At 72.9% G+C, this 24,828-nt stretch carries 19 protein-coding genes; 13 read left to right on the top strand and 6 right to left on the bottom strand.

The window, feature by feature from the left end; all coding sequences use genetic code 11:
* The first annotated feature begins 31 nt into the window (after positions 1-31).
* The 6 genes from OG408_RS08610 (at position 32) to OG408_RS08585 (ending at position 8,711) form a co-directional block, all read left to right on the top strand.
* Positions 32-1,315 (top strand): hypothetical protein, encoded by a 1,284-nt coding sequence (locus tag OG408_RS08610; RefSeq protein WP_326669202.1) that lies wholly within the window; start codon positions 32-34, stop codon positions 1,313-1,315.
* Positions 1,316-1,361: 46 nt separating this feature from the next.
* On the top strand, positions 1,362-1,982 hold the full coding sequence (locus OG408_RS08605; RefSeq protein WP_266777043.1) for a TetR/AcrR family transcriptional regulator: 621 nt from the start codon (positions 1,362-1,364) through the stop codon (positions 1,980-1,982).
* Positions 1,983-2,137: 155 nt separating this feature from the next.
* A complete protein-coding gene (locus OG408_RS08600; RefSeq protein WP_326669200.1) occupies positions 2,138-4,390 on the top strand; it encodes a molybdopterin oxidoreductase family protein in 2,253 nt (750 codons plus the stop codon).
* Between the two features lie 120 nt (positions 4,391-4,510).
* On the top strand, positions 4,511-5,950 hold the full coding sequence (locus OG408_RS08595; protein WP_266777041.1) for a CitMHS family transporter: 1,440 nt from the start codon (positions 4,511-4,513) through the stop codon (positions 5,948-5,950).
* 3 nt (positions 5,951-5,953) lie between these two features.
* The gene (locus tag OG408_RS08590; RefSeq protein WP_326669197.1) at positions 5,954-7,219 is read left to right on the top strand and encodes an MFS transporter; all 1,266 of its coding nucleotides are present in this window, start codon (positions 5,954-5,956) and stop codon (positions 7,217-7,219) included.
* A 133-nt stretch (positions 7,220-7,352) separates the two neighbouring features.
* Complete coding sequence (locus tag OG408_RS08585; RefSeq protein ID WP_266777039.1) at positions 7,353-8,711, top strand: ABC transporter ATP-binding protein; 1,359 nt, start codon at positions 7,353-7,355, stop codon at positions 8,709-8,711.
* Between the two features lie 113 nt (positions 8,712-8,824).
* Here the strand turns inward: OG408_RS08585 and OG408_RS08580 are convergent, their stop codons facing one another.
* A complete protein-coding gene (locus tag OG408_RS08580; RefSeq protein ID WP_326669196.1) occupies positions 8,825-12,175 on the bottom strand; it encodes an ATP-binding protein in 3,351 nt (1,116 codons plus the stop codon).
* A 333-nt stretch (positions 12,176-12,508) separates the two neighbouring features.
* Between OG408_RS08580 and OG408_RS08575 the strand changes: the two genes are divergently transcribed.
* Together OG408_RS08575 and OG408_RS08570 are read left to right on the top strand one after the other, a co-directional pair.
* Entirely contained in the window at positions 12,509-13,903 is a 1,395-nt protein-coding gene (locus OG408_RS08575) for an aldehyde dehydrogenase family protein (protein ID WP_326669193.1), read from the top strand.
* Positions 13,904-13,959: 56 nt separating this feature from the next.
* Positions 13,960-15,039, top strand: a complete 1,080-nt coding sequence (locus OG408_RS08570) for a Zn-dependent alcohol dehydrogenase (protein WP_285568298.1) — start codon at positions 13,960-13,962, stop codon at positions 15,037-15,039.
* Here the strand turns inward: OG408_RS08570 and ppk2 are convergent.
* Genes ppk2 through OG408_RS08555 form a run of 3 tightly spaced genes read right to left on the bottom strand, consistent with a single transcriptional unit; the run spans position 15,036 to position 17,627 of the window.
* Complete coding sequence (gene ppk2, locus OG408_RS08565) at positions 15,036-15,974, bottom strand: polyphosphate kinase 2 (RefSeq protein WP_326669190.1); 939 nt, start codon at positions 15,972-15,974, stop codon at positions 15,036-15,038. The genes OG408_RS08570 and ppk2 overlap by 4 nt on opposite strands.
* Positions 15,940-16,920, bottom strand: coding sequence for a DMT family transporter (locus OG408_RS08560; protein ID WP_326669188.1), 981 nt, complete (start codon positions 16,918-16,920; stop codon positions 15,940-15,942). The genes ppk2 and OG408_RS08560 overlap by 35 nt, the downstream gene beginning before the upstream one ends.
* A 56-nt stretch (positions 16,921-16,976) precedes the next feature.
* Positions 16,977-17,627, bottom strand: a complete 651-nt coding sequence (locus OG408_RS08555) for a TetR/AcrR family transcriptional regulator (RefSeq protein WP_266777033.1) — start codon at positions 17,625-17,627, stop codon at positions 16,977-16,979.
* Between the two features lie 64 nt (positions 17,628-17,691).
* On the opposite strand from OG408_RS08555, the gene OG408_RS08550 reads away from it, so the two are divergent.
* The 3 genes from OG408_RS08550 (at position 17,692) to OG408_RS08540 (ending at position 19,936) form a co-directional block, all read left to right on the top strand.
* Positions 17,692-18,843 carry an acyl-CoA dehydrogenase family protein gene (locus tag OG408_RS08550; protein WP_285568291.1) on the top strand — a complete coding sequence of 384 codons (1,152 nt, stop codon included), beginning with the start codon at positions 17,692-17,694 and terminating at the stop codon, positions 18,841-18,843.
* A 96-nt stretch (positions 18,844-18,939) separates the two neighbouring features.
* Positions 18,940-19,230 carry a YiaA/YiaB family inner membrane protein gene (locus tag OG408_RS08545; protein WP_285568289.1) on the top strand — a complete coding sequence of 97 codons (291 nt, stop codon included), beginning with the start codon at positions 18,940-18,942 and terminating at the stop codon, positions 19,228-19,230.
* Positions 19,231-19,315: 85 nt separating this feature from the next.
* Entirely contained in the window at positions 19,316-19,936 is a 621-nt protein-coding gene (locus OG408_RS08540) for a TetR/AcrR family transcriptional regulator (protein WP_266777030.1), read from the top strand.
* A 57-nt stretch (positions 19,937-19,993) separates the two neighbouring features.
* Here the strand turns inward: OG408_RS08540 and OG408_RS08535 are convergent, their stop codons facing one another.
* On the bottom strand, positions 19,994-20,455 hold the full coding sequence (locus OG408_RS08535) for a MaoC family dehydratase (protein WP_266777029.1): 462 nt from the start codon (positions 20,453-20,455) through the stop codon (positions 19,994-19,996).
* Positions 20,456-20,585: 130 nt separating this feature from the next.
* On the opposite strand from OG408_RS08535, the gene soxR reads away from it, so the two are divergent.
* Positions 20,586-21,056 carry a redox-sensitive transcriptional activator SoxR gene (gene soxR / locus OG408_RS08530; protein WP_266777028.1) on the top strand — a complete coding sequence of 157 codons (471 nt, stop codon included), beginning with the start codon at positions 20,586-20,588 and terminating at the stop codon, positions 21,054-21,056.
* A 15-nt stretch (positions 21,057-21,071) separates the two neighbouring features.
* Here soxR and OG408_RS08525 read toward each other — a convergent pair whose 3' ends face one another.
* Positions 21,072-21,683, bottom strand: a complete 612-nt coding sequence (locus OG408_RS08525; protein WP_266777027.1) for a hypothetical protein — start codon at positions 21,681-21,683, stop codon at positions 21,072-21,074.
* A gap of 230 nt (positions 21,684-21,913) precedes the next feature.
* Between OG408_RS08525 and OG408_RS08520 the strand changes: the two genes are divergently transcribed.
* The gene (locus OG408_RS08520) at positions 21,914-24,760 is read left to right on the top strand and encodes a penicillin acylase family protein (protein WP_326669182.1); all 2,847 of its coding nucleotides are present in this window, start codon (positions 21,914-21,916) and stop codon (positions 24,758-24,760) included.
* The last annotated feature ends 68 nt before the right edge of the window (positions 24,761-24,828 follow it).

Here is a 24,828-nt window from a genome sequence, read left to right as displayed (position 1 = left end):
CGCTCCCGGCCTCCCCGTGGGCTCCGGTGCCGTGAGCGTCCTCGCGCACGGCATCGGGGCCCAGCACGACCTGCCCCTCTCGCCCTTCTACGCCTTCGCCGGAGCCTTCGCGGCGCTCTTCGTCTCCTTTCTCGCGCTCGGCCTGCTCTGGTCCGCCTCCCGGTTCCGCGGCGACCGGGCGGGCCGCCCGCTGCCGGCCGCGCTCCAGCGCGCGGCCGACGCCCGCGCCACCCGTACCGCGGCCCGCGCGCTCGGTCTGGCCGCGGGCCTCCTCGTCGTGCTCCACCTCCTTCTCGGCCCGGCCGACCCGGACCGCAATCCGGCCCCCGGGGCCGTCTACGTACTCCTCTGGGTCGGGCTCGTACCGGCTTCCCTGCTGTGCGGGCCCGTCTGGAAGCTGTTCAACCCGCTGCGCACCCTTCATCTCGCCGGCTGCCGCGCGCTCGGGCGCGACCCCGACGCCGGCCGCCCCCTGCCCCCACGCCTCGGGCTGTGGCCCGCCGCGGCGGGACTCCTCGCCTTCACCTGGCTCGAACTCGTCGCCCCCGACCCCGCGTCGCCCACCGCCCTGCTGCTGTTCCTCGCCCTCTACGCCGTCGTCCATCTCGCGGGCGCCGCCCGCCACGGAGCAGGCTGGTTCGACCACGCCGACGCCTTCGAGGTCTACTCCGGCCTTCTCGCCCGGCTCTCCCCGCTCGGCCGCCGCCCCGCCGACCGGCGTCTCGTCCTGCGCTCCCCGTTCAACGGACTCGACGCCACCCCCCAGCTCCCCGGACTCGTCGCCACCGTCTGCGTGATGCTCGGCTCCACCGCGTACGACGGCTTCTCCGACGCGCCGTCCTGGATCAGCACCGTCCAGACCTCATCCCTGGGCCGCACCACCACGGCCACCCTCGGGCTCCTCGGGGCGGTCGCCCTCGTCGCCGGTCTCTTCGCCCTCTGCGCCGGCGCCACCCGGCTGCTCTCCGGCCGGCTGCCGCACCCCCTCACCGCCTTCGCGCACTCCCTCGTCCCGATCGCCCTCGGCTATCTGATCGCCCACTACTTCACACTCTTCGTCACCGAAGGACCGCACACCGTCATGGTCGCACTCGGCACTGACAACCCCGTCCCGCCCGAGCCGCCCCTGGGACCGGGCGAAGTCGCCGCCCTCCAGGTCCTCGCGATCGTCCTCGGCCACGTCCTCGGCGTCGTCGCCGCCCACGACCGCTCCGTGCGGCTCTTCCCGCCCGGCCGCGCGGTCGCCGGCCAGCTTCCGCTGCTCGTCCTGATGATCGCGTACACGATCGGCGGACTCTCCCTGCTCATCGCCTGAGATCTCATGCCCACGCTTACGCCCGGCGGAGGAGGCCCACGGCATCATGGAGCCCGTGCCCCATGCGAACACGAACCTCCGTCGCGCCCCCGTGCAGCAGCGCAGCGCCGAACGCCTCGCCCGGATACTCGACGCCTGCGCCGAACTCCTCGACGAGACCGGCTACGAGCAGCTCTCGACCCGGGCCGTGGCCGTGCGCGCCGGAGTCCCCATCGGCTCCGTCTACCGCTTCTTCTCCAACAAGCGCGCCCTCGCCGACGCCCTCGCCCGCCGCAACCTGGACAGCTACGCCGAACGGATCACCGACCGGCTGAGCGGCATCCCGGCCGCCGACTGGCGCCCCGCCATCGACGCCGTGCTCGACGAGTACCTGGCGATGAAGACCGCGGTCCCGGGCTTCGCCCTCATCGACTTCGGCGCCCCCGCACCCGACGAGGACCCGGCCGACGACGCCAACCAGCGGGTCGCGGGGCGGCTCACGGAACTGCTCTCCGGCCATCTCGGCCGCGAACCCGACGAGGATCTGCTGCGGGTCATCCTGGTCTGCGTGGAGGCGGCCGACGCGCTCCTCCAACTCGCCTTCCGCACCGACCCGTCGGGCGACCGGGCGATCGTCGCGGAGACCCGCGTGCTGCTCCAGGCCTACCTCGCCCGCGTGCTGGACTGAGACGCGCGGCGTCCCGGGACAACCTGACCGTTCCTGGGCCTCCCGCACATGCGTACCGGTCGGTATGCTCGCTCCGGTGCGGCCGTGCCCGAACATGGCCGGCCGTGCTCGCCGACGTACGCGCGCCACCGCAGCCGCCGCCCCGGGGAGGGCCCATGTCGCACGACCCCAGCAGTTCCCGTACCGCCCTGCGCATCTGCCCCCTCTGCGAAGCCACCTGCGGGCTCAGCCTCACCATCGAGGGGACCAGGGTCACCGGCGCCCGCGGGGACCGGGACGACGTGTTCAGCAAGGGGTTCATCTGCCCCAAGGGCGCGTCCATCGGCGGACTCGACGAGGACCCCGACCGGCTGCGCACCCCGCTCGTCCGCAGGAACGGCGTCCTGACCGAGGCCGGTTGGGACGAGGCCTTCGACGTGATCGCCGGAGCCCTGCCGGCCCTCGTCGCGGAACACGGACCGCAGGCCGTCGGCGTGGTCCTCGGCAACCCCAACGTGCACACCATGGCCGGCGCGCTCTACCCGTCCGCCCTGCTCGCGGCCCTGCGGACCCGCGCCCTGTTCACCGCGAGCACCCTGGACCAGATGCCCAAGCACGTCTCCAGCGGACTGCTCTTCGGCGACCCGAACAGCATCCCGGTGCCGGACCTCGACCACACCGACCACCTGCTGCTCATCGGTGCCAACCCGCTCGAGTCCAACGGCAGCCTCTGCACCGCCCCCGACTTCCCCGGCAAGCTCAAGGCGCTGCGCCGCCGCGGCGGCAGCCTCACCGTCATCGACCCGCGCCGTACCCGCACCGCCCGCCTCGCCGACCGGCACGTGGCCGTCCGCCCCGGCACCGACGCCCTCCTGCTCGCCGCGATGACACACGTCCTGTTCGAGGAGAAGCTCACCGACCCCGGCGCGCTGGCGGACCACGTCCAGGGGATCGACGAAGTCGGTGAGGCGGTGCGGGACTTCTCCCCGGACGCCGTCGCCGCGGCCTGTGACGTGGACGCCGAGACCATCCGCACGCTCGCCCGGGAACTCGCGGCCGCCCCCACCGCCGCCGTGTACGGCCGGATCGGCAGCTGCACCGTCGAACACGGCACCCTCGCCAGCTGGCTCGTCGACGTCCTCAACACCCTCACCGGGAACCTCGACCGCCCCGGCGGCGCCCTCTTCCCGCTCTCCGCGACCGCCCGCGCCCCCCGGCCCGCCGCCCCCGGCAAGGGCTTCGCGCTCGGACGCTGGGCGAGCCGGGTCTCCGGACACCCCGAGGCCAAGGGCGAACTGCCCATCTCCGCACTGGCCGAGGAGATCGCGACCCCGGGCGAGGGCCGGATCCGCGCACTGATCGTCCTGGCCGCCAACCCCGTGCTCTCCGCACCCGACGGCGACCGGCTGGACGCGGCACTGGCCGACGGGATCGACTTCATGGTGAGCGTCGACCCCTACCTCAACGAGACCTCCCGCCACGCGGACGTGGTGCTGCCCCCGCCGCCGCCCTCGCAGAGTGCCCACTTCGACTTCGCGTTCAACACCCTGGCCGTGCGCAACCAGGTCCGCTACACCCGTCCCGCCGTGCCCCTGGACGCCGACCGGATGGACGAGGCCGAGATCCTCGCCCGGCTCGTCCTCGCCGTCTCCGGGATGCACGGCGCGGAGCCGGACGCCGTGGACACCATGGTCATCGACCGGGCCCTCGGCAAGGCGGTCGCCGACCCGCTCTCGCCCGTGCACGGCCGCAACCCCGCCGACGTCTCCGCCTCGCTCACGGGCCGCACCGGGGCGGAGCGCCGCCTCGACCTGATGCTGCGCCTGGGCCCGTACGGCGAGGGCTTCGGCACCGACCCCGAAGGCCTCAGCCTGGAACGGCTGCTGGCCCACCCGCACGGCATCGACCTCGGCCCCCTCGCCCCGCGCGTCCCCGAGGTCCTCACCACCCGCAGCGGACGCGTCGAACTGTTCCCCGCGCCGATCGCCGCCGACCTGCCGCGGCTGCGCCGCGCCCTCGACGGACGCGCCGACCCCGACGCGCTCGTCCTCATCGGCCGCCGCCACCTGCGGTCCAACAACAGCTGGCTGCACAACGTCGCCGCGCTCCGCGGCGGCACCAACGTCTGCACCCTGCAGATCCACCCCGACGACGCGCGGCGCCTGGGGCTGACCGACGGCGCCCCCGCAACGGTCACCGCGGACGGCGGCGCGCTGACGGTCCCGGTCGAGGTCACCGACGGCGTACGGACCGGCGTGGTGAGCCTTCCGCACGGCTGGGGGCACGACCGCCCCGGCACCCGGATGTCCGTCGCCGCGGCGCAGCCCGGCGTCAACGTCAACCAGCTCCTCGACGGCAGCCGCCTCGACCCGCTCTCCGGGACCGCCGTGCTCAACGGAATCCCGGTCACGGTGGCACCCCTGCGGTGACCTGGGGTTTTGCTCGTATTGCTCGCATGTCAACGTCTTGTTAACGCCGTGTGGGGCGCCCTAACGTCATCCGAACCGCCGGCTCCGGTGGGAGTTCAAGGGTGAACGATAGGTATCCACATGCTGACAATCCTCGGCTTTGCCATGATCGCGACCTTCCTGGTCCTGATCATGATGAAGAAGATGTCGCCGATCGCGGCGCTCGTCCTGATCCCCGCACTCTTCTGTGTGGCCGTCGGGAAGGGGGCGCACCTCGGCGACTACGTCATCGACGGCGTCGGCAATCTGGCGCCGACCGCGGCCATGCTGATGTTCGCGATCGTCTACTTCGGCGTGATGATCGACGTCGGGCTCTTCGATCCGATCGTCCGGGGCATCCTGCGCTTCTGCAAGGCCGACCCGATGCGGATCGTCGTGGGTACGGCGGTGCTCGCCGCGATCGTCTCGCTGGACGGCGACGGCTCCACCACGTTCATGATCACCGTCTCGGCGATGTATCCGCTCTACAAGCGCCTGAAGATGAGCCTGGTCGTGATGACCGGGGTCGCCGCCACGGCGAACGGCGTCATGAACACCCTGCCCTGGGGCGGCCCCACGGCCCGCGCCGCCACCGCGCTGAAGCTGGACGCGGGCGACATCTTCGTCCCCATGATCCCGGCGCTCGGCGTCGGACTGCTCGCGGTGATCCTGCTCGCCGTGGTCCTCGGCCGGCGCGAGCGCAAGCGGCTCGGCACTCTCAGCCTCGACGGGGCCCTGGTGACCGGCGCCGCCCCCGTCACGGAATCCGGGACGGTCCTCGTCGCCGCGGGCGGCGGCGGTGACCGGCCGGGCAGGAGCACCGGCGGCGCGGGCGCGGGCGGCACGGGCACAGGCGACACGGGCGCGGGCACGGAGGACGCGGAGCGTACCGACGAGGGATTCAAGGGGCTCGACCCCCACCGCGCCACCCTGCGGCCCGGGCTCTACTGGTTCAACGCCGCCCTCACCATCGCCCTCCTCACTGCGATGATCATGGAATTGATGCCGATCCCGGTGCTCTTCCTCCTCGGCGCTGCCCTCGCCCTCACGGTCAACTTCCCCCACATGCCCGACCAGCGGGCCAGGATCGCCGCCCACGCCGACAACGTCCTCAACGTCTCCGGCATGGTCTTCGCCGCCGCCGTCTTCACCGGAGTGCTCACCGGCACCGGCATGGTCGACCACATGGCCGACTGGCTGGTCGGAGCCATCCCGGACGGCATGGGACCGCACATGGCCCTCGTCACCGGCGTGCTGAGCATCCCGCTCACCTACTTCATGTCCAACGACGGCTTCTACTTCGGCGTCGTGCCCGTGCTCGCCGAGGCCGGTGCCGCGCACGGCGTCTCGCCGCTGGAGATCGCCCGCGCCTCCCTGGTCGGCCAGCCCCTGCACATGTCGTCCCCGCTGGTGCCGGCCGTCTACGTCCTGGTCGGCATGGCCAAGGTCGAGTTCGGCGACCACACCCGCTTCACCGTCAAGTGGGCCGCCCTCACCTCCCTGGTCGTGCTCGGCGCCGGACTCCTGTTCGGGATCATCTGAGCCATGACCGATACCGCCGGGCCCGGCCGGAGCTGGCTGCTGCGCCTCGTCATCGCCTTCGCCTTCGCGCAGGGCGCGGTGTCGATGGCGCGGCCCGCCGTCTCCTACCGGGCCCTCGCGCTCGGCGCGGACGAGCGCGCCATCGGTGTGATCACCGGGGTCTACGCGCTCCTCCCGCTCTTCGCCGCCGTACCCCTGGGCCGCCGGACGGACCACGGCCGCTGCGCACCGCTGCTGCCGCTGGGCGTCGTCCTGATCGCGGGCGGCTGCGCCCTCAGCGGCCGGGCGCAGTCGCTGACCGCGATGGCGGCCTGGAGCGGAGTGATGGGGCTCGGCCACCTCTGCTTCGTGATCGGCGCCCAGTCGATCGTCGCCCGCCAGTCCGCCCCCGCCGAACAGGACCGCAACTTCGGCCACTTCACCATCGGCGCCTCCCTCGGCCAGCTCATCGGCCCGATCGCCGCCGGGTGTCTGATCTCCGAACGCGACGGCGCCATGGGCCGCACCAGCGCCCTCGCCCTGACCGTCTCGGCAGCCGTCGCCGCCGTCTCCTTCGCCTCGCTCCGGCGCATCGAACACCGTGCGGTCCCCACGCCCCGCCGCGAGCCCGCGGCCGCCAAGGTGCCCGTCGGCATGATCCTGCGCGCCCGCGGCGTCCCCGCCGGAATCTTCATCAGCCTCGCCGTGCTCTCCGCGACCGACATCCTGACCGCCTATCTGCCCGTCGTCGGCGAACACCGCGGCATCGCGCCCGCCACCGTCGGCCTGCTGCTGAGCCTGCGCGCCGCCGCCACCATCGCCTGCCGGCTGGTGATGACCCCGATGCTCCGGGTGCTGGGCCGGGCCGCCCTCCTCGCCACCACCTGCCTGGTGGCCGGCATCCTCTGCGCCGGCATCGCCCTGCCCGTGCCCGTCTGGGCGCTGGCCCTGATGCTCGCCGTCCTCGGCTTCTGCCTCGGCGTCGGCCAGCCCCTGTCGATGACCACCGTCGTCCAGGCCGCCCCGGCCGCCGCGCGCTCCACCGCCCTCGCCCTGCGCCTCACCGGCAACCGGCTCGGCCAGGTCGCGGCCCCGGCGGCCGCCGGACTCGTCGCCGGATTCGTGGGCACCGCGGCGCCGTTCGTCATGCTGGGCGTACTGCTCCTCGCGGCGGCGGGCCTGGGCGCACGCGGCGGAGCCGGCCGGAGCCCGCGCCCGGCACCCGGACCGGATCCGGCCAAGCCCGCCGACGGTCCCGCGCGAGCCGGTCTGAACCGGAATCCCACCTGACACTTCCGGCGTCGCACGCCCCGTGGGGCGCAACCTTTGCGCGAGTCATTCCCTCACCCTGCGCAGTGGGTTAATTTCAGGCCACTGCTGCCGCTCCCCACCGCTCCACCTTCATCCTCCCGGGCGGAACCACATGACTCGCGCCATCACCCTGAACAATGTCAGCAAGGCGTACGGACGGTCCTCGCGTGCCGTCGACCGCCTCTCGCTCTCCATCGACCCGGGCGAGTTCGTCGTCCTGCTGGGCCCATCGGGCTGCGGCAAGTCGACCGTGCTCCGCATGATCGCCGGCCTGGAGGACGTCACCGAGGGCGAGATCCTCCTCGACGGTGAACCCGCCAACCACCTCACACCCCGCGAACGCGGCATGGCCATGGTCTTCCAGAACTTCGCGCTGTACCCGACCATGACCAACCGGGCCAACATCGGCTTCCCGCTGAAGCTGGAGAACCCGCGCCACGACCACACCGAACGCATCGAGAACACGGCCAGGATGCTCGGCATCGAGAGCGTCCTGGACCGCTTCCCCGGCCAGCTCTCCGGCGGCGAGCGCCAGCGCGTCGCCATGGGCCGGGCCATCTCGCGCCAGCCCTCGGCCTTCCTGATGGACGAGCCGCTCTCCAACCTCGACGCGAAGCTCCGCAACCATCTGCGGGCCGAGATATCCCAGCTCACCAAGGAACTCGGCGTCACCACGGTCTACGTGACGCACGACCAGGCCGAGGCGATGTCGCTGGGCCACCGGGTCGCCGTGATGCGCGGCGGCGTGCTCCAGCAGGTCAGCCCGCCGCGCGAGGTGTACGCCCTGCCGGAGAACGTGTTCGTCGCGGCGTTCATCGGCACCCCGCGGATCAACCTGCTCCAGGCCGTCGTGCACGCGCCGCTGGAGGGGCGGATGTCGATCGACCTCGGCCGCCAGCGGCTCCCGCTGCCCGAACCCCTCAGCCCCGACCACCAGTTGCTGCGCATCCAGCAGGGCCGCCGGATCATCGTCGGACTGCGCTCCGAGGCGGTCCGGATCGCTCCGCCCAGCCAGGCCCGCCCGGGCGAGGTCGCGCTCAGCGGCATCGTCGAGCACGTCGAGTACCAGGGGCACGAGGCGCTGGTCCACCTCAACACCGGTTCGCAGCCCGCCATGGTGCCGGACCTGGAGTCGGCCCGCCCGGACCGCGGCACCCAGCGCAGACGCCGCAGCGCCCAGGGCGGAGTCGGTGTGCTGGAGCGCCTGAAGGAACGCGCCACCGGTCATGTCAGCGGGCCGGTCGCCGTCCTCGACGAACCGGAGCCCGACGCGCTCCAGCCGGGCTTCCGCAGCCCCGACCGCCCCGCGGTCACCTCCAGCGACCTCGTCGTGCGCACCGGCCCCGACATGCGGCTGCGCACCGGGGGCCAGGTCCCGCTCCTGGTCGACCTGGCGCACCTCTATGTCTTCGACCACCAGGGGCACCGGATCTGCCCGCTGCCGAGGGACGTTCCGGGGCTGGACGTCTAGGAACCGCGGGACCGGTCGACGTGCAGGACGCGGGACCGGTCCCGCCCGGGGGCGGTCCCTCAGCCCGCGGCCGGTCGCTCGGCCTACGGGTCGCTCGGCTTACGGCAGGTCGCTCAGCGCGCGGCCGGTCCCGCCGTGCCGCGGGCCTGCTCGACGCGGTGCGTGCCCGCCGGATAGGGGAGTTCGGCCGCCAGGGCCGCGGCCCGGCCGAACTCCTCGCGGGCCGCCTCCCGCTGCCCGCACGCCGCGAGCGCCGCCCCGAGCACCGTGCGCGCCTCGGTCTCCGCGAGCCGCTCGCCGACCTGTTGCGCCCGTGCCGTCTCCTCCGTGGCGATCCGGACCGCCGCCCGCGGGCTGCCCGCGTACAGCTCCGCCCACGCGACCAGGTGCGCGGTGCCCGGACCGTGGTCGCGGCCCAGCAGCGCGAGGGCCTCGGCCGGACTGCCCTCGCGGACCAGGAGTTCGGCCTGCGCCGTCCGCACCTCGTGGAGTGCCTGGCGGTCGGCCTGCGCCTCGGCGGCCCGTCCGGCCCGCTCCAGCAGCTCGCCGGCGCCCGGCTCGCCGGTCCGGATCCGGACGCGGGCCAGCGCCGCGAGGGCGTAGGGGGTGCACCAGCTGCTCTGTGCCTCACCCTCCTGGACCGCGGCCTGCGCGTGTTCCCGCGCCTCGCTGAACTCGCAGCGCAGCAGATGCAGTTCGGCCAGGTTGGCGCGCTCGAACGCGACCGCCGTGGGGTCGCCGGTGTGCTCGGCGAGCTTCAGCGCCCGCTGCCCGATGGAGACGGCCTCGCCGAGCCGGCCGGACCTGCGGGCGTGCTCCCGCAGCACCGAGAGCGTGGTCACCAGGAGTTCCTGGTCCCCGTACGCCTCCGCGTGCGGGAGGGCCGCCTCCGCCGCGGGCCTGGCCCGGTCGAACCGGCCGGCCAGGGCCAGCGAGGTCGCCTGCATCCCCAGTGCCCGGGCGAGCAGCCCCCTGCGCTCGCCGCCGCCGACGGTGTCCGCGGCCTCCTGCGCGATACGGGCCGAGGTGTGCGCCTCTTCGTACCGGCCGGTCACGAACCGCAGTCCTCCCGCGGCCAGATGGTGCGTCGCCACGGCCAGCGCCGGGGTCCGCGGGCCGGGCCGGTGGGTGCGCAGCAGCTCCTCGCCCTCCTCCGTCCCGCGGTACTTCATCAGGATCTCGCTCAGCCGGGCCGCCGCCAGCACCTGCCCGTCCTCGTCGCCCCGGCGCACCATGTCCTCCAGTGCCTCGCGCAGCACGGTGGCCGCGTCCCGGTAGCGGGCCATCCTGCGCAGTACGGCACCCCGGTCGATGCGGGCCCGGGCGGCGTCGGCGGCCGACGCGTCGAGCCGCGCCGTCAGCTCGGCGTAGTAGCGGTCCGCGGTGTCGTTGGCGCAGAGCGCGGCGGCACGTTCGGCGGCCTGCCGCAGATAGCCGGTGGCCCGCGGGTCGTCGGCGCGGGTCAGCTGGGTGGCCAGGGTGTCGACGGCGTCCGGACGGTGGCGCAGCACGGCCTCCGCGTACGCCGAGTGCAGCTGGCGGCGCCTGGCCGTGGACAGGCCGTCGTAACAGGTCAGCCGCACCAGCGGATGCCGGAAGGCGAGGCCGGGCAGCGAGCGCCCGCCGACCACCACCGGCCGTTCGGTGACCACCGACGCCGTCACCGCCGCGTCGACGGCGTCCGTCGCCTCGGCCGGGGAGAGCGGCGGGTGGAGGCCCTGCCCGGCCACGTCGAGGATCTCGGTGAGGGCCGCGCCGCCGCCGGTCACGGAGATCGCCTCGACCACCCGCCGGGCCGCCGGACCCAGCCGGGCCAGACGCGCGGCCACCAGCTGACGGACTCCCTCCGGCGCGCCCGGTGCGCCCGGGTCGGCGCCCTCGTGGACCGTACGGGCCAGCTCCAGGGCGAAGAGGGGGTTGCCCAGGGAGAGTTCCCACACCCGGTCGAGACCGGTGAGCGCCCCCGCGTCCCGGGCGACGGCCAGGCACTCGTCCCGGTCCAGCCGCCCCAGCTCGACGGGTTCCGCGAGCCGGGCGTGCACCAGGGTCTCCAGGGCGGTGCGGCGCGGGTCGTCGGCGTCGAACTCCTCCGCCCGGTAGGTGACCACGAAGCGCCACCCCGCACCGGTGGTCGCCGCCCGCCGGGCGAGATGGCTCAGCAGCTGGTACGACCCCGCGTCCGCGGCATGCAGATCGTCCAGGACCAGCAGCACCGGCGCGCCCGCCGCGAGATCGCCGAGCAGTCCGGCGGTGGCCCGGAAGAACCGGTCGCGCTCCTCCTCGGGGCTGCGGTCCCGGCCCGCCCCGATCTGCCCCAGGGACGGCAGCAGGGCGGCCAGTTCGGGGTACTCGCCGCCGATCCTGGCCCGCTCCACCGGCGGCCGGTCGGCCAGCCACGCGTCCAGCGCCTCCACGAAGACGCCGTACGGGGTGTGGCCCTCCGCGTCGTGTCCCGCGCCCCACAGGACGGTCGTCCCGGACGCGGCGGCCGCCCGGGCCACCTCGGTCGTCAGCCGGGTCTTGCCCACCCCCGCCTCACCGCCGACCAGCCGCACCGGCGGGCCGTCCGCGGCCAGCAGCGACCGCAGCGCCCCGTCGCGGCCGCGCAGCGGGGGGCCCGCCGGGGTGCGGATCGCGGCGGGCAGCACCGGGGACGCGGAGGCGGGCAGCACGGTCGTGGTGGCGTCCAGCGCCAGCAGGTGCAGCCGCTCGGTCGCGGGCCCCGGCCGTACGCCGAGTTCGGCGTCGAGCGCCTCCCGGCACAGGTGGTACTGGCGCACCGCCTGCCGGCGCAGCCCCTGGCGCAGACAGGCCTCGATGACGACCCGGTGGGCCCGCTCCTCGGCCGGCGCGGCGGCCAGGGCGCGCAGCGCCACCTCGCTCGCCGACTCGTTCTCGCCGTCCGTGAGATGGGCCTCGGCCAGCGCGAGCCGGACCCGGTCGCGCAGCGCGTCGAGATGGGTGCGCCGGGCCTCGGTCCAGGCGGCGTAGCGGTCCTCGGGCAGCAGCTCCCCGGTGAACGCGGCGAGCGCGGCGGCGAGCGGTGCGGTGCCGCCGTCGGCCAGGGCGCGCTCGGCCAGGGCCTCCGCCTCGTCCGCGTCGATCACGACGGTGTGCGGATCGAGACGCAGCAGGGTGCCCTGGCCGGTGAGGTAGGACGAGGAGGCGCGGGGGGCGAGTTCGGGCTCGATGGCGCGGCGGGCGGCGTGCAGGGCGACCCGGAGGCTGCCGAGCGCCGCCTGCGGGTCGGAGTCCGGCCAGCAGATCTCCATCGCCTGTTCGCGGTGGAGGCTGTGCCCGGGGGAGACCGCGAGGAGCTTGACCAGGGCACGGGCGCTCGGCCGGGGCCACCGCTCGGCGAGGGAGGGGCCGTCGTCGCGAGTCACCCGGAACCCGCCGAAAAGGTGCAGACGCAGCACCGGGGGAGTGATGTGTGTGCTGTGGTTCGTCGCGTCTGTGCCCATCAGGGCGCCACTGTAACGCGCGGATTCGGCCATGCCACAGGCCCCCCGAGCCCGTGCTCGGGAGGTCTGCGGCCGTCGTTCGCCCAGGTCCGTGCGGGGCCGGGAGTCAAGGGGCCGGCCCCTGTCCGCAGTCACGGGGGGAAGTGCGGGCGGGACCGGCCGGGGCAGGACGCTAGGGGAACGTCGTTACTGGCGCATTACCGGGCCGCCCGGCAGGGTGGGGCGGGCCCGTGCCCCGCCGAGCGTGACCGGCGTCTCTGGCGCCTGAAAACTAACAGCGCTAGTTTGGGGCGCGGACGACTCCGTCCGTCACCGCGCCCGGGAGGAACAGCCATGAAGGCTCACGACGGTATGTACATCGGCGGCGCGTGGCGGCCCGCCGCCGGAGCGGACACCATCGCGGTGGTCAATCCGGCCGACGAGCAGGTCATCGCCCACGTCCCGGCCGGTACGGCCGAGGACGTCGACGCCGCGGTCCGCGCCGCGCGCGCCGCCTTCCCCGGCTGGGCCGCGACCCCGCCCGCCGAGCGGGCCGCCCTCATCGGCGCCCTGCGCGATGTGCTGGCCGCCCGCAAGGACGAGATCGCCGAGACGGTCACCGCCGAACTGGGCTCGCCGCTGCCGCTGTCGCAGATGGTGCACGCGGGCGTCCCGGTCCTGGTCGCCGGTTCGTACGCCGAACTGGCCGCGACGTACGCCTTCGAGGAGCGGCACGGCAACTCCACCGTGTTCCTGGAGCCCGTCGGCGTGGTCGGCGCGATCACCCCGTGGAACTACCCGCTGCACCAGGTCGTCGCCAAGGTCGCCCCCGCGCTGGCCGCCGGCTGCACCGTCGTCCTCAAGCCCGCCGAGGACACCCCGCTCACCGCGCAGCTCTTCGCCGAGGCCACCGAGGAGGCCGGGCTGCCCGCCGGTGTCTTCAACCTGGTCACCGGCCTCGGCCCGGTCGCCGGACAGGCCCTCGCCGAGCACGAGGACGTCGATCTCGTCTCCTTCACCGGCTCCACCGCCGTCGGCAGGCGGATCGGCGCCACGGCGGGCGGCGCCGTCAAGCGCGTCGCGCTGGAACTCGGCGGCAAGTCGGCCAACGTCATCCTGCCCTCGGCCGATCTGGCGAAGGCGGTCAACGTCGGCATCGCCAACGTGATGTCCAACTCCGGCCAGACGTGCAGCGCCTGGACCCGGATGCTGGTGGACGCCGAGCGGTACGAGGAGGCCGTCGCACTCGCCGCCGCCGCCGTGGCCAAGTACGTACCCGGCGAGCGGGTCGGTCCGCTCGTCAACGCCAAGCAGCAGGCCCGGGTGCGCGGTTACATCGAGAAGGGCGTCGCCGAGGGCGCCCGCCTCGTGGCCGGCGGCCCCGACGCCCCGCTGCCCACGGGCTACTACGTCAGCCCCACCGTGTTCGCCGACGTCACCCCGGAGATGACCATCGCCCAGGAGGAGATCTTCGGCCCGGTCGTCTCGATCCTGAAGTACGAGGACGAGGCGGACGCGCTGCGCATCGCCAACGGCACCGTGTACGGGCTGGCGGGTGCCGTCTGGGCGGCCGACGAGTCCGAGGCCGTGGCCTTCGCCCGCCGGATGGACACCGGCCAGGTCGACATCAACGGCGGCCGTTTCAACCCGCTCGCTCCCTTCGGCGGCTACAAGCAGTCCGGCGTCGGCCGCGAGCTCGGTGCGCACGGCCTCGCCGAGTACCTCCAGACCAAGTCCCTCCAGTTCTGAGCCGGTTCACCGAATCCACCGCCCGTCATCCGCTTCCCCCGTCAAGGAGCCAGTCCGTGGTCCGCGCCGCCGTACTGTCCGCCGTCGGAGCTCCGCTGGAGATCACCGACATCACCCTCCCGGAACCCGGCCCCGGCCAGGTGCGGGTCCGCCTCGCCGCCGCCGGGGTCTGCCACTCCGACCTCTCGCTGTCCAACGGCACGATGCGGGTACCCGTCCCCGCCGTCCTCGGCCACGAGGGCGCGGGCACCGTCGTCTCGGTGGGCGAGGGCGTCAGCGAGGTCGCCCCGGGCGACGCCGTCGTCCTCAACTGGGCGCCGTCCTGCGGGAACTGCCACCACTGCGGCATCGGCGAGGTCTGGCTCTGCGCCAACGCCCTGGCCGGTGCGGCGAACCTGCACGCCCGCACCGCCGACGGCACCCAGCTCCACCCCGGGCTCAACGTCGCCGCCTTCGCCCAGGAGACCGTGGTCGCCGCGAACTGCGTCCTGCCCGCCCCGGACGGCATCCCGCTCACCGACGCGGCGCTGCTCGGCTGCGCGGTCCTGACCGGGTACGGCGCCATCCACCACAGCGCCCGGGTCGAGGCGGGCGAGTCCGTCGTCGTCCTCGGCATCGGCGGCGTCGGTCTCGCCGTGCTCCAGGCCGCCCGGATCGCCGGTGCGTCGAAGATCATCGCGGTGGACGTCTCCCCGGAGAAGGAGGAACTGGCCCGCCGGGCGGGCGCCACGGACTACGTGACCGCCACCGCCACCACGCCCCGCGAGATCCGCGCGCTGACCGGCGGCCAGGGTGCGGACGTGGCGGTCGAGTGCGTCGGCCGGGCCGCCACCATCCGTACCGCCTGGGAGTCCACCCGCCGCGGCGGCCGCACCACGGTCGTCGGCATCGGCGGCAAGGACCAGCAGGTGACGTTCAACGCGCTGGAGATCTTCCACTGGGGCAGGTCGCTGACGGGCTGCGTGTACGGCAACAGCGACCCGGCCCGCGATCTGCCGGTGCTGGCCGACCACATCAGGGCCGGCCGCTTCGACCTCTCCATGATGGTCACCGAACGGATCGCGCTGGACGGCATCCCGGCGGCCTTCGACAACATGATCGCGGGCAAGGGCGGCCGGGCCCTGGTCGTCTTCTAACCCCCGGGGAAGGTCTCCGGACCGCCGGTGGTGAGCAGCCGGGCCGCCATCTCGCCCCGTTCGAAGAGCCGGGACGCCGGACCCACGATCAGTGGGTCCGGCTCCCCGGCCACCGCCGCGTCCTTGTCCGGGTAGTCGAAGCGGTGCAGGACGTGCCGGATCGCCTCCAGCCGGGCCCGCTTCTTGTCGTTGCTCTTCACCACGGTCCACGGCGCGTCCGCGGTGTCGGTGTGGAACAGCATCAGCTCCTTGGCCTCGGTGTACGCGTCCCACTTGTCCAGCGAGGCGAGGTCGACCGGACTGAGCTTCCACTGCCGCACCGGGTCGGTCTGCCGCGTCATGAACCGGTTGCGCTGCTCGTCGCGCGAGACGGAGAACCAGAACTTCACCAGGTGGATGCCGTCGCGGGCGAGCATCCGCTCGAACCCCGGTGTCTGGTGCATGAACTCGAGGTACTCGCGGGTCGAGCAGAACCCCATCACCCGCTCCACACCGGCCCGGTTGTACCAGGACCGGTCGAACAGCACGATCTCGCCGGCGGCCGGCAGGTGGGCCACGTACCGCTGGAAGTACCACTGGGAACGCTCGCGTTCGGTCGGCTTCTCCAGCGCCACCACCCGCGCGCCACGCGGGTTGAGGTGCTCGGTGAACCGTTTGATGGTGCCGCCCTTGCCCGCGGCGTCGCGCCCCTCGAAGAGGATGACCAGCCGTTCGTCGTGCTCCTTGACCCAGTGCTGGAGCTTGAGCAGCTCGATCTGCAGCGCGCGCTTGGACTTCTCGTACGCCTTGCGGCCGAGCTTCTCGCCGTACGGGTAGTCCTCGCGCCAGGCGTCGCCGGCCGGGCCCCGGGGTGTCACCAGCGCCGGTCCCTCGCCCTTCGCGGGCTTCGCCGTCGCCTTCCTACGGCCGTTCTGCTGCTCGGTGTTCCGCGTCATGACGGGGTCCTTCCACCGGCGGGGCCGGATTCTTCCGCGTCGCACCAGTCTGCGGACGCGTCCGGGAGACCGCCACCCCGGCCAGACAGAGCAGCCCGCCGCCCACGGTGAGCAGCGCGGGCACCTCGTCCAGCAGCAGCCACGACATCAGCACCACGAGCGCGGGAACCGCGTAGGTGGTGGCGCCCATCCGGCCGGCCGTGGTGCGGGCGAGCGCGTAGGCCCAGGTGGTGAAGGCCAGTGCGGTCGGGAAGATGCCCAGATAGACCATGTTCAGAGTCGCGGACAGGGGTGCGTCGGCGGCCTCGGACACCAGCGCACCGGCGAACGGCAGACACGCCACCGTGCCGACGAGGCAGCCGAACGTGGTGATCTGGAGCGCCGAGCCGTGCCGCAGCGCCGGCTTCTGGCCGACCACCCCGCCCGCGTACGCCACCGCCGCCAGCAGGCAGAGCAGCACGCCCAGCACCGAGGAACCCCCGTGCCCGGACATGGAGAGCCCGACCACCGCGGCGCCCGCGAAGGACACCGCCATGCCCAGCAGCAGCCGGCGCGGCAGCCCCTCGCCCAGCAGCCGGGCGCCGAGCAGGGCGATCAGCAGCGGCCCGATGTTCACCACCATCGCGGCGGTGCCCGCGTCCACCTCCTGCTCGCCCCAGTTGAGCACCACCATGTACAGGCCGAACCACAGCAGCCCGGACCACAGGATGCCCGGCCAGGCGGCCCGTGACGGCAGTCCCTCGCGCCGGACGAGCAGCAGGGCGCCGAGCGCCAGGGAACCGGCGAGCAGCCGGCCGAGGGCCAGCGCGCCGGGAGAGTAGGCGTCGCCCGCGCTGCGGATGGAGACGAAGGCGGAGGCCCACAGCACCACGGTCGTGCAGGCGGCCGCCGCGGCCCGCCGGTCTCGGGGTGCGGCAGGGGCGGCGGGGGAGGAGAGGGGCGTCATGGTGCCGACCGTAGGGCCAGGACCGTTCGGTGCCCACCGAATAGTTGCCGCGGGAGCTACCGCACCTCGTGCGCCGGTGGTGCGTACTGCAGGGCGAGTCCGTCGACCAGCGCCCGCAGCCCGGTCTCGAAGGCACCCTCGTCGACCTTCTGGCGGCGCTCCGCGAGCAGGTGGGCCTGGCCCAGGTGCGGGTAGTCGGCCGGGTCGTACGCCGTCTCGTCGTCCACGAAGCCCCGGGCGAACGAGCCGAGGGCCGAGCCGGTGATGAAGTAGCGCATCAGGGCGCCGATGTACGTGGCCTGGGCGGGCGGCCAGCCCGCGCGGACCATGGCGCCGAACACCGCGTCGGCGACCCGCAGACCGGCCGGGCGGCGTCCCGGGCCCTGGGCGAGCACCGGGACGATGTGCGGATGCGCGGCGAGGGCCGCACGGTAGGAGAGCGCCCAGTCGTGCAGGGCGGCCCGCCAGTCACGGCTGTCCGACTCGTCGAACATCGACAGGTCGACCTGTGCGGAGACGGCGTCGGCGACCGCGTCCAGGATCTCGTCCTTGTTGCGGAAGTGGTTGTAGAGCGACGGCCCGCTGACCCCCAGCTCGGCCGCCAGGCGGCGGGTCGAGACGGCGTCGAGCCCCTCGGCGTCCACGAGGGCGCTCGCCGTCTCGACGATGCGGTCTCTGCTGAGGAGGGGCTTGCGCGGGCGGGCCATGCGGCACATAGTAGGGCCTGCCCCGGTAAAACTAGCAGTGCTAATTAAAGTGGAGAGTCGAAGGATGAATCTGGAGCTCAGCGAGGAGCAGGAAGCCGTCCGGCAGCTCGCCAAGGACTTCGTCGCCCGCGACGTCGCCCCGTACGTCGTCGAGTGGGACCGGGCCGAGAACGTCGACAAGTCGATCGTGAAGAAGCTCGGCTCGCTCGGCTTCCTCGGGCTGACCGTCCCCGAGGAGTACGGCGGCTCGGGCGGTGACCACCTCGCGTACTGCCTGGTGACCGAGGAGCTCGGCCGCGGCGACTCCTCGGTCCGGGGCATCGTCTCGGTCTCCCTGGGCCTGGTCGCCAAGACCATCGCCGCCTGGGGCGACGAGGACCAGAAGCGGCAGTGGTTGCCGCGGCTGACCGCCGGGGACGCGGTCGGCTGTTTCGGTCTCACCGAGCCCGGCACGGGGTCCGACGCGGGCAGCCTGACGACGAGGGCCGTGCGGGACGGCGACGACTACGTCATCAACGGCAGCAAGATGTTCATCACCAACGGCACCTGGGCCGATGTGGTGCTCCTGTTCGCCCGCACCAACGACACCCCCGGCCACAAGGGCGTCTCGGCCTTCCTGGTGCCCGCCGACACCCCCGGCCTCACCCGCCGCACCATCCACGGCAAGCTCGGCCTGCGCGGCCAGGCGACCGCCGAACTGGTGCTGGAGGACGTCCGCGTCCCCGCCGCGGCCCTCATGGGACCCGAGGGCAAGGGCTTCTCCATCGCGATGTCCGCGCTGGCGAAGGGGCGCATGTCGGTCGCCGCCGGCTGCGTCGGCATCGCCCAGGCCGCCCTGGACGCGGCCGTGGGCTACGCCGCCGAGCGCGAGCAGTTCGGCAAGTCCATCGCGAGCTACCAGCTCGTCCAGGAGCTGATCAGCGACATCGCCGTGGACGTCGACGCGGCCAGACTGCTGACCTGGCGGGTGGCCGACCTGATCGACCGGGGCGAGGCCTTCGCCACCGCCGCCTCCCAGGCGAAGCTCTTCGCCTCCGAGGCCGCCGTCCGCGCCGCGAACAACGCGCTCCAGGTCTTCGGCGGCTACGGCTACATCGACGAGTACCCGGTCGGCAAGCTGCTGCGCGACGCCCGGGTGATGACGCTCTACGAGGGCACCAGCCAGATCCAGAAGCTGATCATCGGCCGCGCGCTGACGGGCGTATCGGCGTTCTGACCCCGTCCGCGCCTCGCGCGTCGAACGGGCGTCTGAGTACCTGTCTGAGTACGAACGCGGATGTGGTGTGTGCCACATCGCCGGATGCTGTGCGTCATGAGTGAGACGACATCGGTCAAGCAGCAGAGCACCGCCGCCTTCTACGGACAGGCCGTGGCGTCCTTCGGGATCGCGATGGGGGCGGTGGCGCTCGGGATCTACTTCCTGGACGCCGACGCCTGGGTCCGCGGCTTCCTCGCCATCGGCGTGCTCTACCTCGTCACCTCCGCCTTCACCCTGGCCAAGGTGATCAGGGACAGGCAGGAGGCGGGCCAGATCATCAGCCGGGTCGACCAGGCCAGGCTGGAGAAGATCCTCGCGGAGCACGACCCCTTCCAGAAGCTCTGACGATCCCGCCCGGCGCAAGGCCCTAAGCGCTTGCTCAGGATCGGGGTATGGTGTGCGTCCTGGTGACTGAGAGGGGCGACCGACGATGAGCACGGCGGAGGAGACCGACGGCGAGACGCCGTGGGAGGAAGTGACCCCCGAGGCCGCCCGGCGGCTTCTCGTCGCGGCCGTCGACGCCTTCGCCGAGCGCGGGTACCACGCGACGACCACCCGGGACATCGCCGGCCGTGCCGGAATGAGCCCCGCGGCGCTCTACATCCACTACAAGACGAAGGAAGAGCTGCTCCACCGGATCAGCAGGATCGGTCACGACCGGGCCCTGACGCTCCTGGAGGCGGCGGCCGGCCGCGAGGGCACGGCCGCCGAGCGGCTCGCCGCCGCGGTCCGCTCCTTCGTCCGCTGGCACGCCCAGCGCCACACCACCGCGCGCGTGGTCCAGTACGAACTGGACGCGCTCGGCGAGGAGCACCGCACCGAGATCGTCGAACTGCGCCGCAGGAGCGACGCGGTGGTGCGCCGGATCATCGGCGAGGGCGTGGCGGCCGGCGAGTTCGACGTCCCCGACGTGCCGGGCACCACGCTCGCGGTGCTCTCGCTCTGCATCGACGTGGCGCGGTGGTTCAACGCCCAGGGCAGCCGGACGCCGGACGAGGTGGGCGAGCTGTACGCCGGCCTCGTGCTGCGGATGGTCGCGGCCAAGCACTGACCGTCGCGGCGGTGTGGGGCCGGTCCCGCCGGGACCGGCCCCACACCGCCGAGCGGCTCAGAAGTAGTACCGCGACACCGACTCCGCGACGCACGCCGGCTTGTCGCCGCCCTCGCGCTCGATGGTGACGACCGCGGTGACCTGCACGCCGCCGCCCGCCTCCTCGACGCTCTTCAGGGCGGCGGTCGCCCGCAGCCTGGAGCCCACCGGCACGGGGGAGGGGAAACGGACCTTGTTGGTCCCGTAGTTGATGCCCATCTTCGCGCCCTCGACCTGCATGACCTGCGGTACGAGGGCCGGCAGCAGGGACAGCGTGAGGTAGCCGTGCGCGATCGTCGTGCCGAACGGCCCGGCCGCGGCGCGCTCCGGGTCCACGTGGATCCACTGGTGGTCCCCGGTGGCCTCGGCGAACAGGTCGATCCGCTTCTGCTCCACCTCCAGCCAGTCGCTGTGCCCCAGCTGCTCGCCCACGCCGTCACGCAGCTCCTGCGCGGACGTGAAGATCCTCGGCTCTGCCATGTCCCTGGTCCCTGCCTTCCCGCTCTCGACCGTCATCCATCGCCTGTCTAAGCGCTTGCTCAGCATGGTTGGCGGGTGCGTTCCTGTCAACGACGGACCGGCCGGGAACGCGGCACGTAGGGTTCGATGAGTGCCCCAGATTCCACAGACACTCCATGAGCTCACGGTCGGCCAGCTCTCCGCGCGCAGCGGCGCCGCGGTGTCGGCCCTGCACTTCTACGAGACCAAGGGCCTGATCAGCAGCCGTCGCACCAGCGGCAACCAGCGCCGCTACAGCAGGGACGCGCTGCGCCGGGTCGCCTTCGTCCGTGCCGCGCAGCGGGTCGGCATCCCGCTGGCCACCATCCGCGACGCCCTGGCCGAACTCCCGGAGGAGCGCACGCCGAACCGCGACGACTGGGCCCGGCTCTCCGAGACCTGGCGCTCCGAGCTGGACGAGCGGATCCGGCAGCTGGCGCGGCTGCGCGACCACCTGACCGACTGCATCGGCTGCGGCTGCCTGTCGCTGGAGACATGCGTGCTCTCCAACCCGGACGACATCTCCGGTGACCGGATCAGCGGTTCGCGTCTGATGCCGGAGGGCAGGCCCGCCCGGCCCTGATCGGGGAGGGACGTCCTACGCGATCGTCGCCAGGTCGCCGAACCGGGTGCGCCGGGCCTTCTCCAGGGCATCGGGGGTGAGGACGGGCTGCGGCACCACGATGCCGCACCCGGTGCACACCGGACCGGACCACGGCTCGCTGTCCAGGTCCTGCCGCCAGACGATGCGGGCCTGTGCGCACACCGGGCAGCCGGTGCCCGGTTCCGACTCCAGCGCCGAGATCAGCCGGAGCAGGACGTCCGCGAGCGGTGCCGCCGGGTGGACCGCCGGGTCCTCGCACCGCGCGACCCCGTTCCCGCCCCAGGTGCACCGGTGCCAGTCGTCGAACGCGCCGGGACGGCGCAGCCCGTCGTGCTTCTCGCGCCTGCGGCGCTCGGCGAACCCGGCCTCGTACCCGAGCCAGACCGCCCGCGCCGTCTCCAGTTCCTCCAGCGCGCGCATCAGCCGCGCCGGGTCGGGTGCCCGGTCCTCGGGCCCTATCCCGTGCCGGGCACACAGGTGATCCCAGGTCGCCCGGTGGCCGTACGGTGCGAAGCGCTCCAGGCATTTGCGCAGCGAGTACCGCCGCAGCGCCAGATCGCTCCGCGGATCGCGGACCTGTCTCGCAAGACTCCGGAAACCGGCCATTGCGCCGCCACCTCCGTCGCTCGTACTCCGTCGCCCGCACTTCGGCGTCAGTGAGTGGACGTACGACTGCCCCGATCGGCTCCATCCAAGGGTGGTTCCGTCCACTCAGTGAGATGACGGCTCGTCATGTGACGGGATGTGTCGATTCGGAAAAGGTGACCGATGTTCACCTTACCGGCGGGTCATACCGTCGGTAACGTCCGGCGCATCGGCCTCTTCGAGGAGCACGCATGCCCCCACGCACCCGCATGTCCGTACGCACCGGCAGGACAAGAGCCGCCACCGTAGCGGCCGTTCTCGCCCTCGGCACGTCCCTGCTGGCCTCCGCACCTCATGCGGGCGCCAGCGAGGCGGACCCCGTACCCGTCGTCGACTACTGCCAGGGGCAGTGCGACGACATCCTGCCGCCCGGTGAGAACGGCAACGCCACGCTCGTCGAGATCCTCGGCAACAAGGCGTTCGGCACCCACCCCGCGCACAGCGACGACCAGCTCGACCGCTACGACGGACTCGTGGCCGGGCACACCGGCCTCACCGACCAGAAGCTGACCGACTTCTTCAACGACGCCTCCTTCGGCGTCGCGAAGGACCAGGTCGAGTCCGTCACCTCGCCGCGCGACGACGTCACCATCACCCGTGACAAGGTCTCCGGCGTCCCGCACATCAAGGGCACCACCCGCTACGGGACCGAGTTCGGCGCCGGATTCGCGGCCGGGCAGGACCGGCTCTGGCTGATGGACCTCTTCCGCCACATCGGCCGCGGGGAACTGACCTCGTTCGCCGGCGGCGCACTGGCCAACCAGGGCCTGGAGCAGCAGTTCTGGCCGCAGGCCCCGTACACCGAGGCCGACCTGCAGGCGCAGGTCGAGTACATCAGGACCCATGAGGGCCCCCGCGGCGAACAGGCCATGGCCGACGCGCAGGCGTACGTCGACGGCATCAACTCCTACCGCGAGAAGTCGAAGAAGGGCCGTTACTTCCCCGGCGAGTACGTCCTCACCGGCAAGATCGACGCGATCACCAACATCGGCGAGATCCAGCCGTTCCAGCTGACCGACCTGATCTCGATCGCCTCGGTCGTCGGCGGCCAGTTCGGCGGCGGTGGCGGCGGCGAGGTGCAGGCGGCGCTGTCCCTGCTCTCCGCCCAGCAGAAGTACGGGGTCGCCGAGGGCACGAAGGTCTGGGAGTCGTTCCGGCAGCGCAACGACCCCGAGGCCGTGCTGACCGTCCACGACGGCACCTCGTTCCCGTACGCGAACAAGCCCGGCAACGCCGTCGGAACGGCTCTTCCCGACCCCGGCTCCGTCACCGCCGAGCCGCTGATCCACGACCGCACCGGCTCCGCGGGCACGGACGCCAAGGCCCCCGTCAAGGCCCCGGCCGCGCTCAAGAAGGCCCAGGGCATCTACGACGACGGAGTCATCCCCGAGGGCTCGCTGCCCGGTTCGGGCTCCGGCGCCCAGAAGCGCGGCATGTCCAATGCCCTGCTGGTCTCCGGCAAGAACACCGCGAGCGGAAACCCGATCGCGGTCTTCGGCCCGCAGACCGGCTACTTCGCCCCCCAGCTGATGATGCTCCAGGAGCTCCAGGGCCCCGGCATCAGCGCCCGCGGCGTCTCCTTCGCCGGCGTCGGCATGTACATCCAGATGGGCCGCGGCCAGGACTACGCCTGGAGCGCCACATCGGCGGGCCAGGACATCACCGACACCTACGCCGTCGACCTGTGCGAGCCCGACGGCTCCGCCCCCACCAAGGACTCCACGCACTACCTCTACCGCGGCGACTGCACCGCCATGGAGAAGCTGGAGAAGTCCAACTCCTGGAAGCCGACCGTCGCCGACTCCACGGCCAAGGGCTCCTACCGGATGCAGGTGTGGCGCACCGGCTACGGCATCGTCACCCACCGCGCCACGGTGGGCGGCAAGCCGGTCGCGTACACCTCGCTGCGCACCACCTACCGCCACGAGGCCGACTCGATCATCGGCTTCCAGATGCTCAACGACCCGTCGTACGTCACCGACGCCGCCTCCTTCCAGCAGGCGGCGAGCAACATCGACTACGCCTTCAACTGGTTCTACGCCGACTCCCGCACCGCCGCCTACTACAACAGCGGCATGAACCCGGTGCGCGCCCCGGGCGTCGACCCGGCGCTGCCGGTCAAGGCAGAGAAGGCGTACGAGTGGAAGGGCTACGACCCGGCGGCCAACACCGCGGAGCACACCCCCTTCGCCGAGCACCCGCACTCCAGCGGCCAGGACTACTACGTCTCCTGGAACAACAAGCAGGCCGAGGGGTACGCCTCCGCCGGCTTCGGCCTCAGTGCCGTGCACCGGGCCGATCTGCTCGACGACCGGGTCGCGAAGCTGGTCGAGGAGGGCGGCGTCACCCGCGCCTCCCTCACCCGCGCGATGGCGGACGCCGCGCTCACCGATCTGCGCGGTGAGCAACTGCTGCCCGAGCTGCTGAAGGTGATCCGCTCCCAGCCGGTCACCGACCCGGAACTCAACGCGGTGGTCCAGCAACTGGACTCCTGGCGGGCGGCCGGTGCCCAGCGCAAGGAGAGCAGCCCCGGCTCGCACACGTACACCCACGCCGACGCGGTACGGATCATGGACGCGTGGTGGCCGAAGCTGGTCGAGGCCGAGTTCAAGCCCGGGCTCGGTGACGATCTGTACGGGGCGCTGACCGCGAACCTCGCCACCGACGAGTCCCCGGCCGCCAGCCACGGGCCGAGCGGCGCGCACAGCGGTTCGGCGTTCCAGTACGGCTGGTGGGGCTTCGCCGACAAGGACCTGCGCCAGGTGCTCGGACAGCAGGTCAAGGGCCCGCTGGCCAGGTCCTACTGCGGCAACGGCGATCTGAGCAGCTGCCGCGCGGCGCTGCTGTCCTCGCTGAAGCAGGCGGCGGCGGTCCCGGCGGCGGAGGTGTACCCGGCCGACGACAACTGCAAGGCCGGCGAGCAGTGGTGCACCGACTCGATCATCCACCGGGCGCTCGGCGGGATCGCGCAGAAGGCGATCCACTGGCAGAACCGCCCGACCTACCAGCAGGTGGTGGAGTTCCCGGCACACCGCTGAACCGGCGCGCCGGGCACATCAGGCCCGTCCGGCGACCGAGGACGGAACCGGTTCGCCGGGCGGGCCCG

The sequence above is a fragment of the Streptomyces sp. NBC_01257 genome (assembly GCF_035917255.1).
GTDB lineage: Bacteria > Actinomycetota > Actinomycetes > Streptomycetales > Streptomycetaceae > Streptomyces.
The sequence above is the reverse complement of the archived record's forward strand: the minus strand, read 5'-3'. Positions and strand labels throughout refer to the sequence as shown.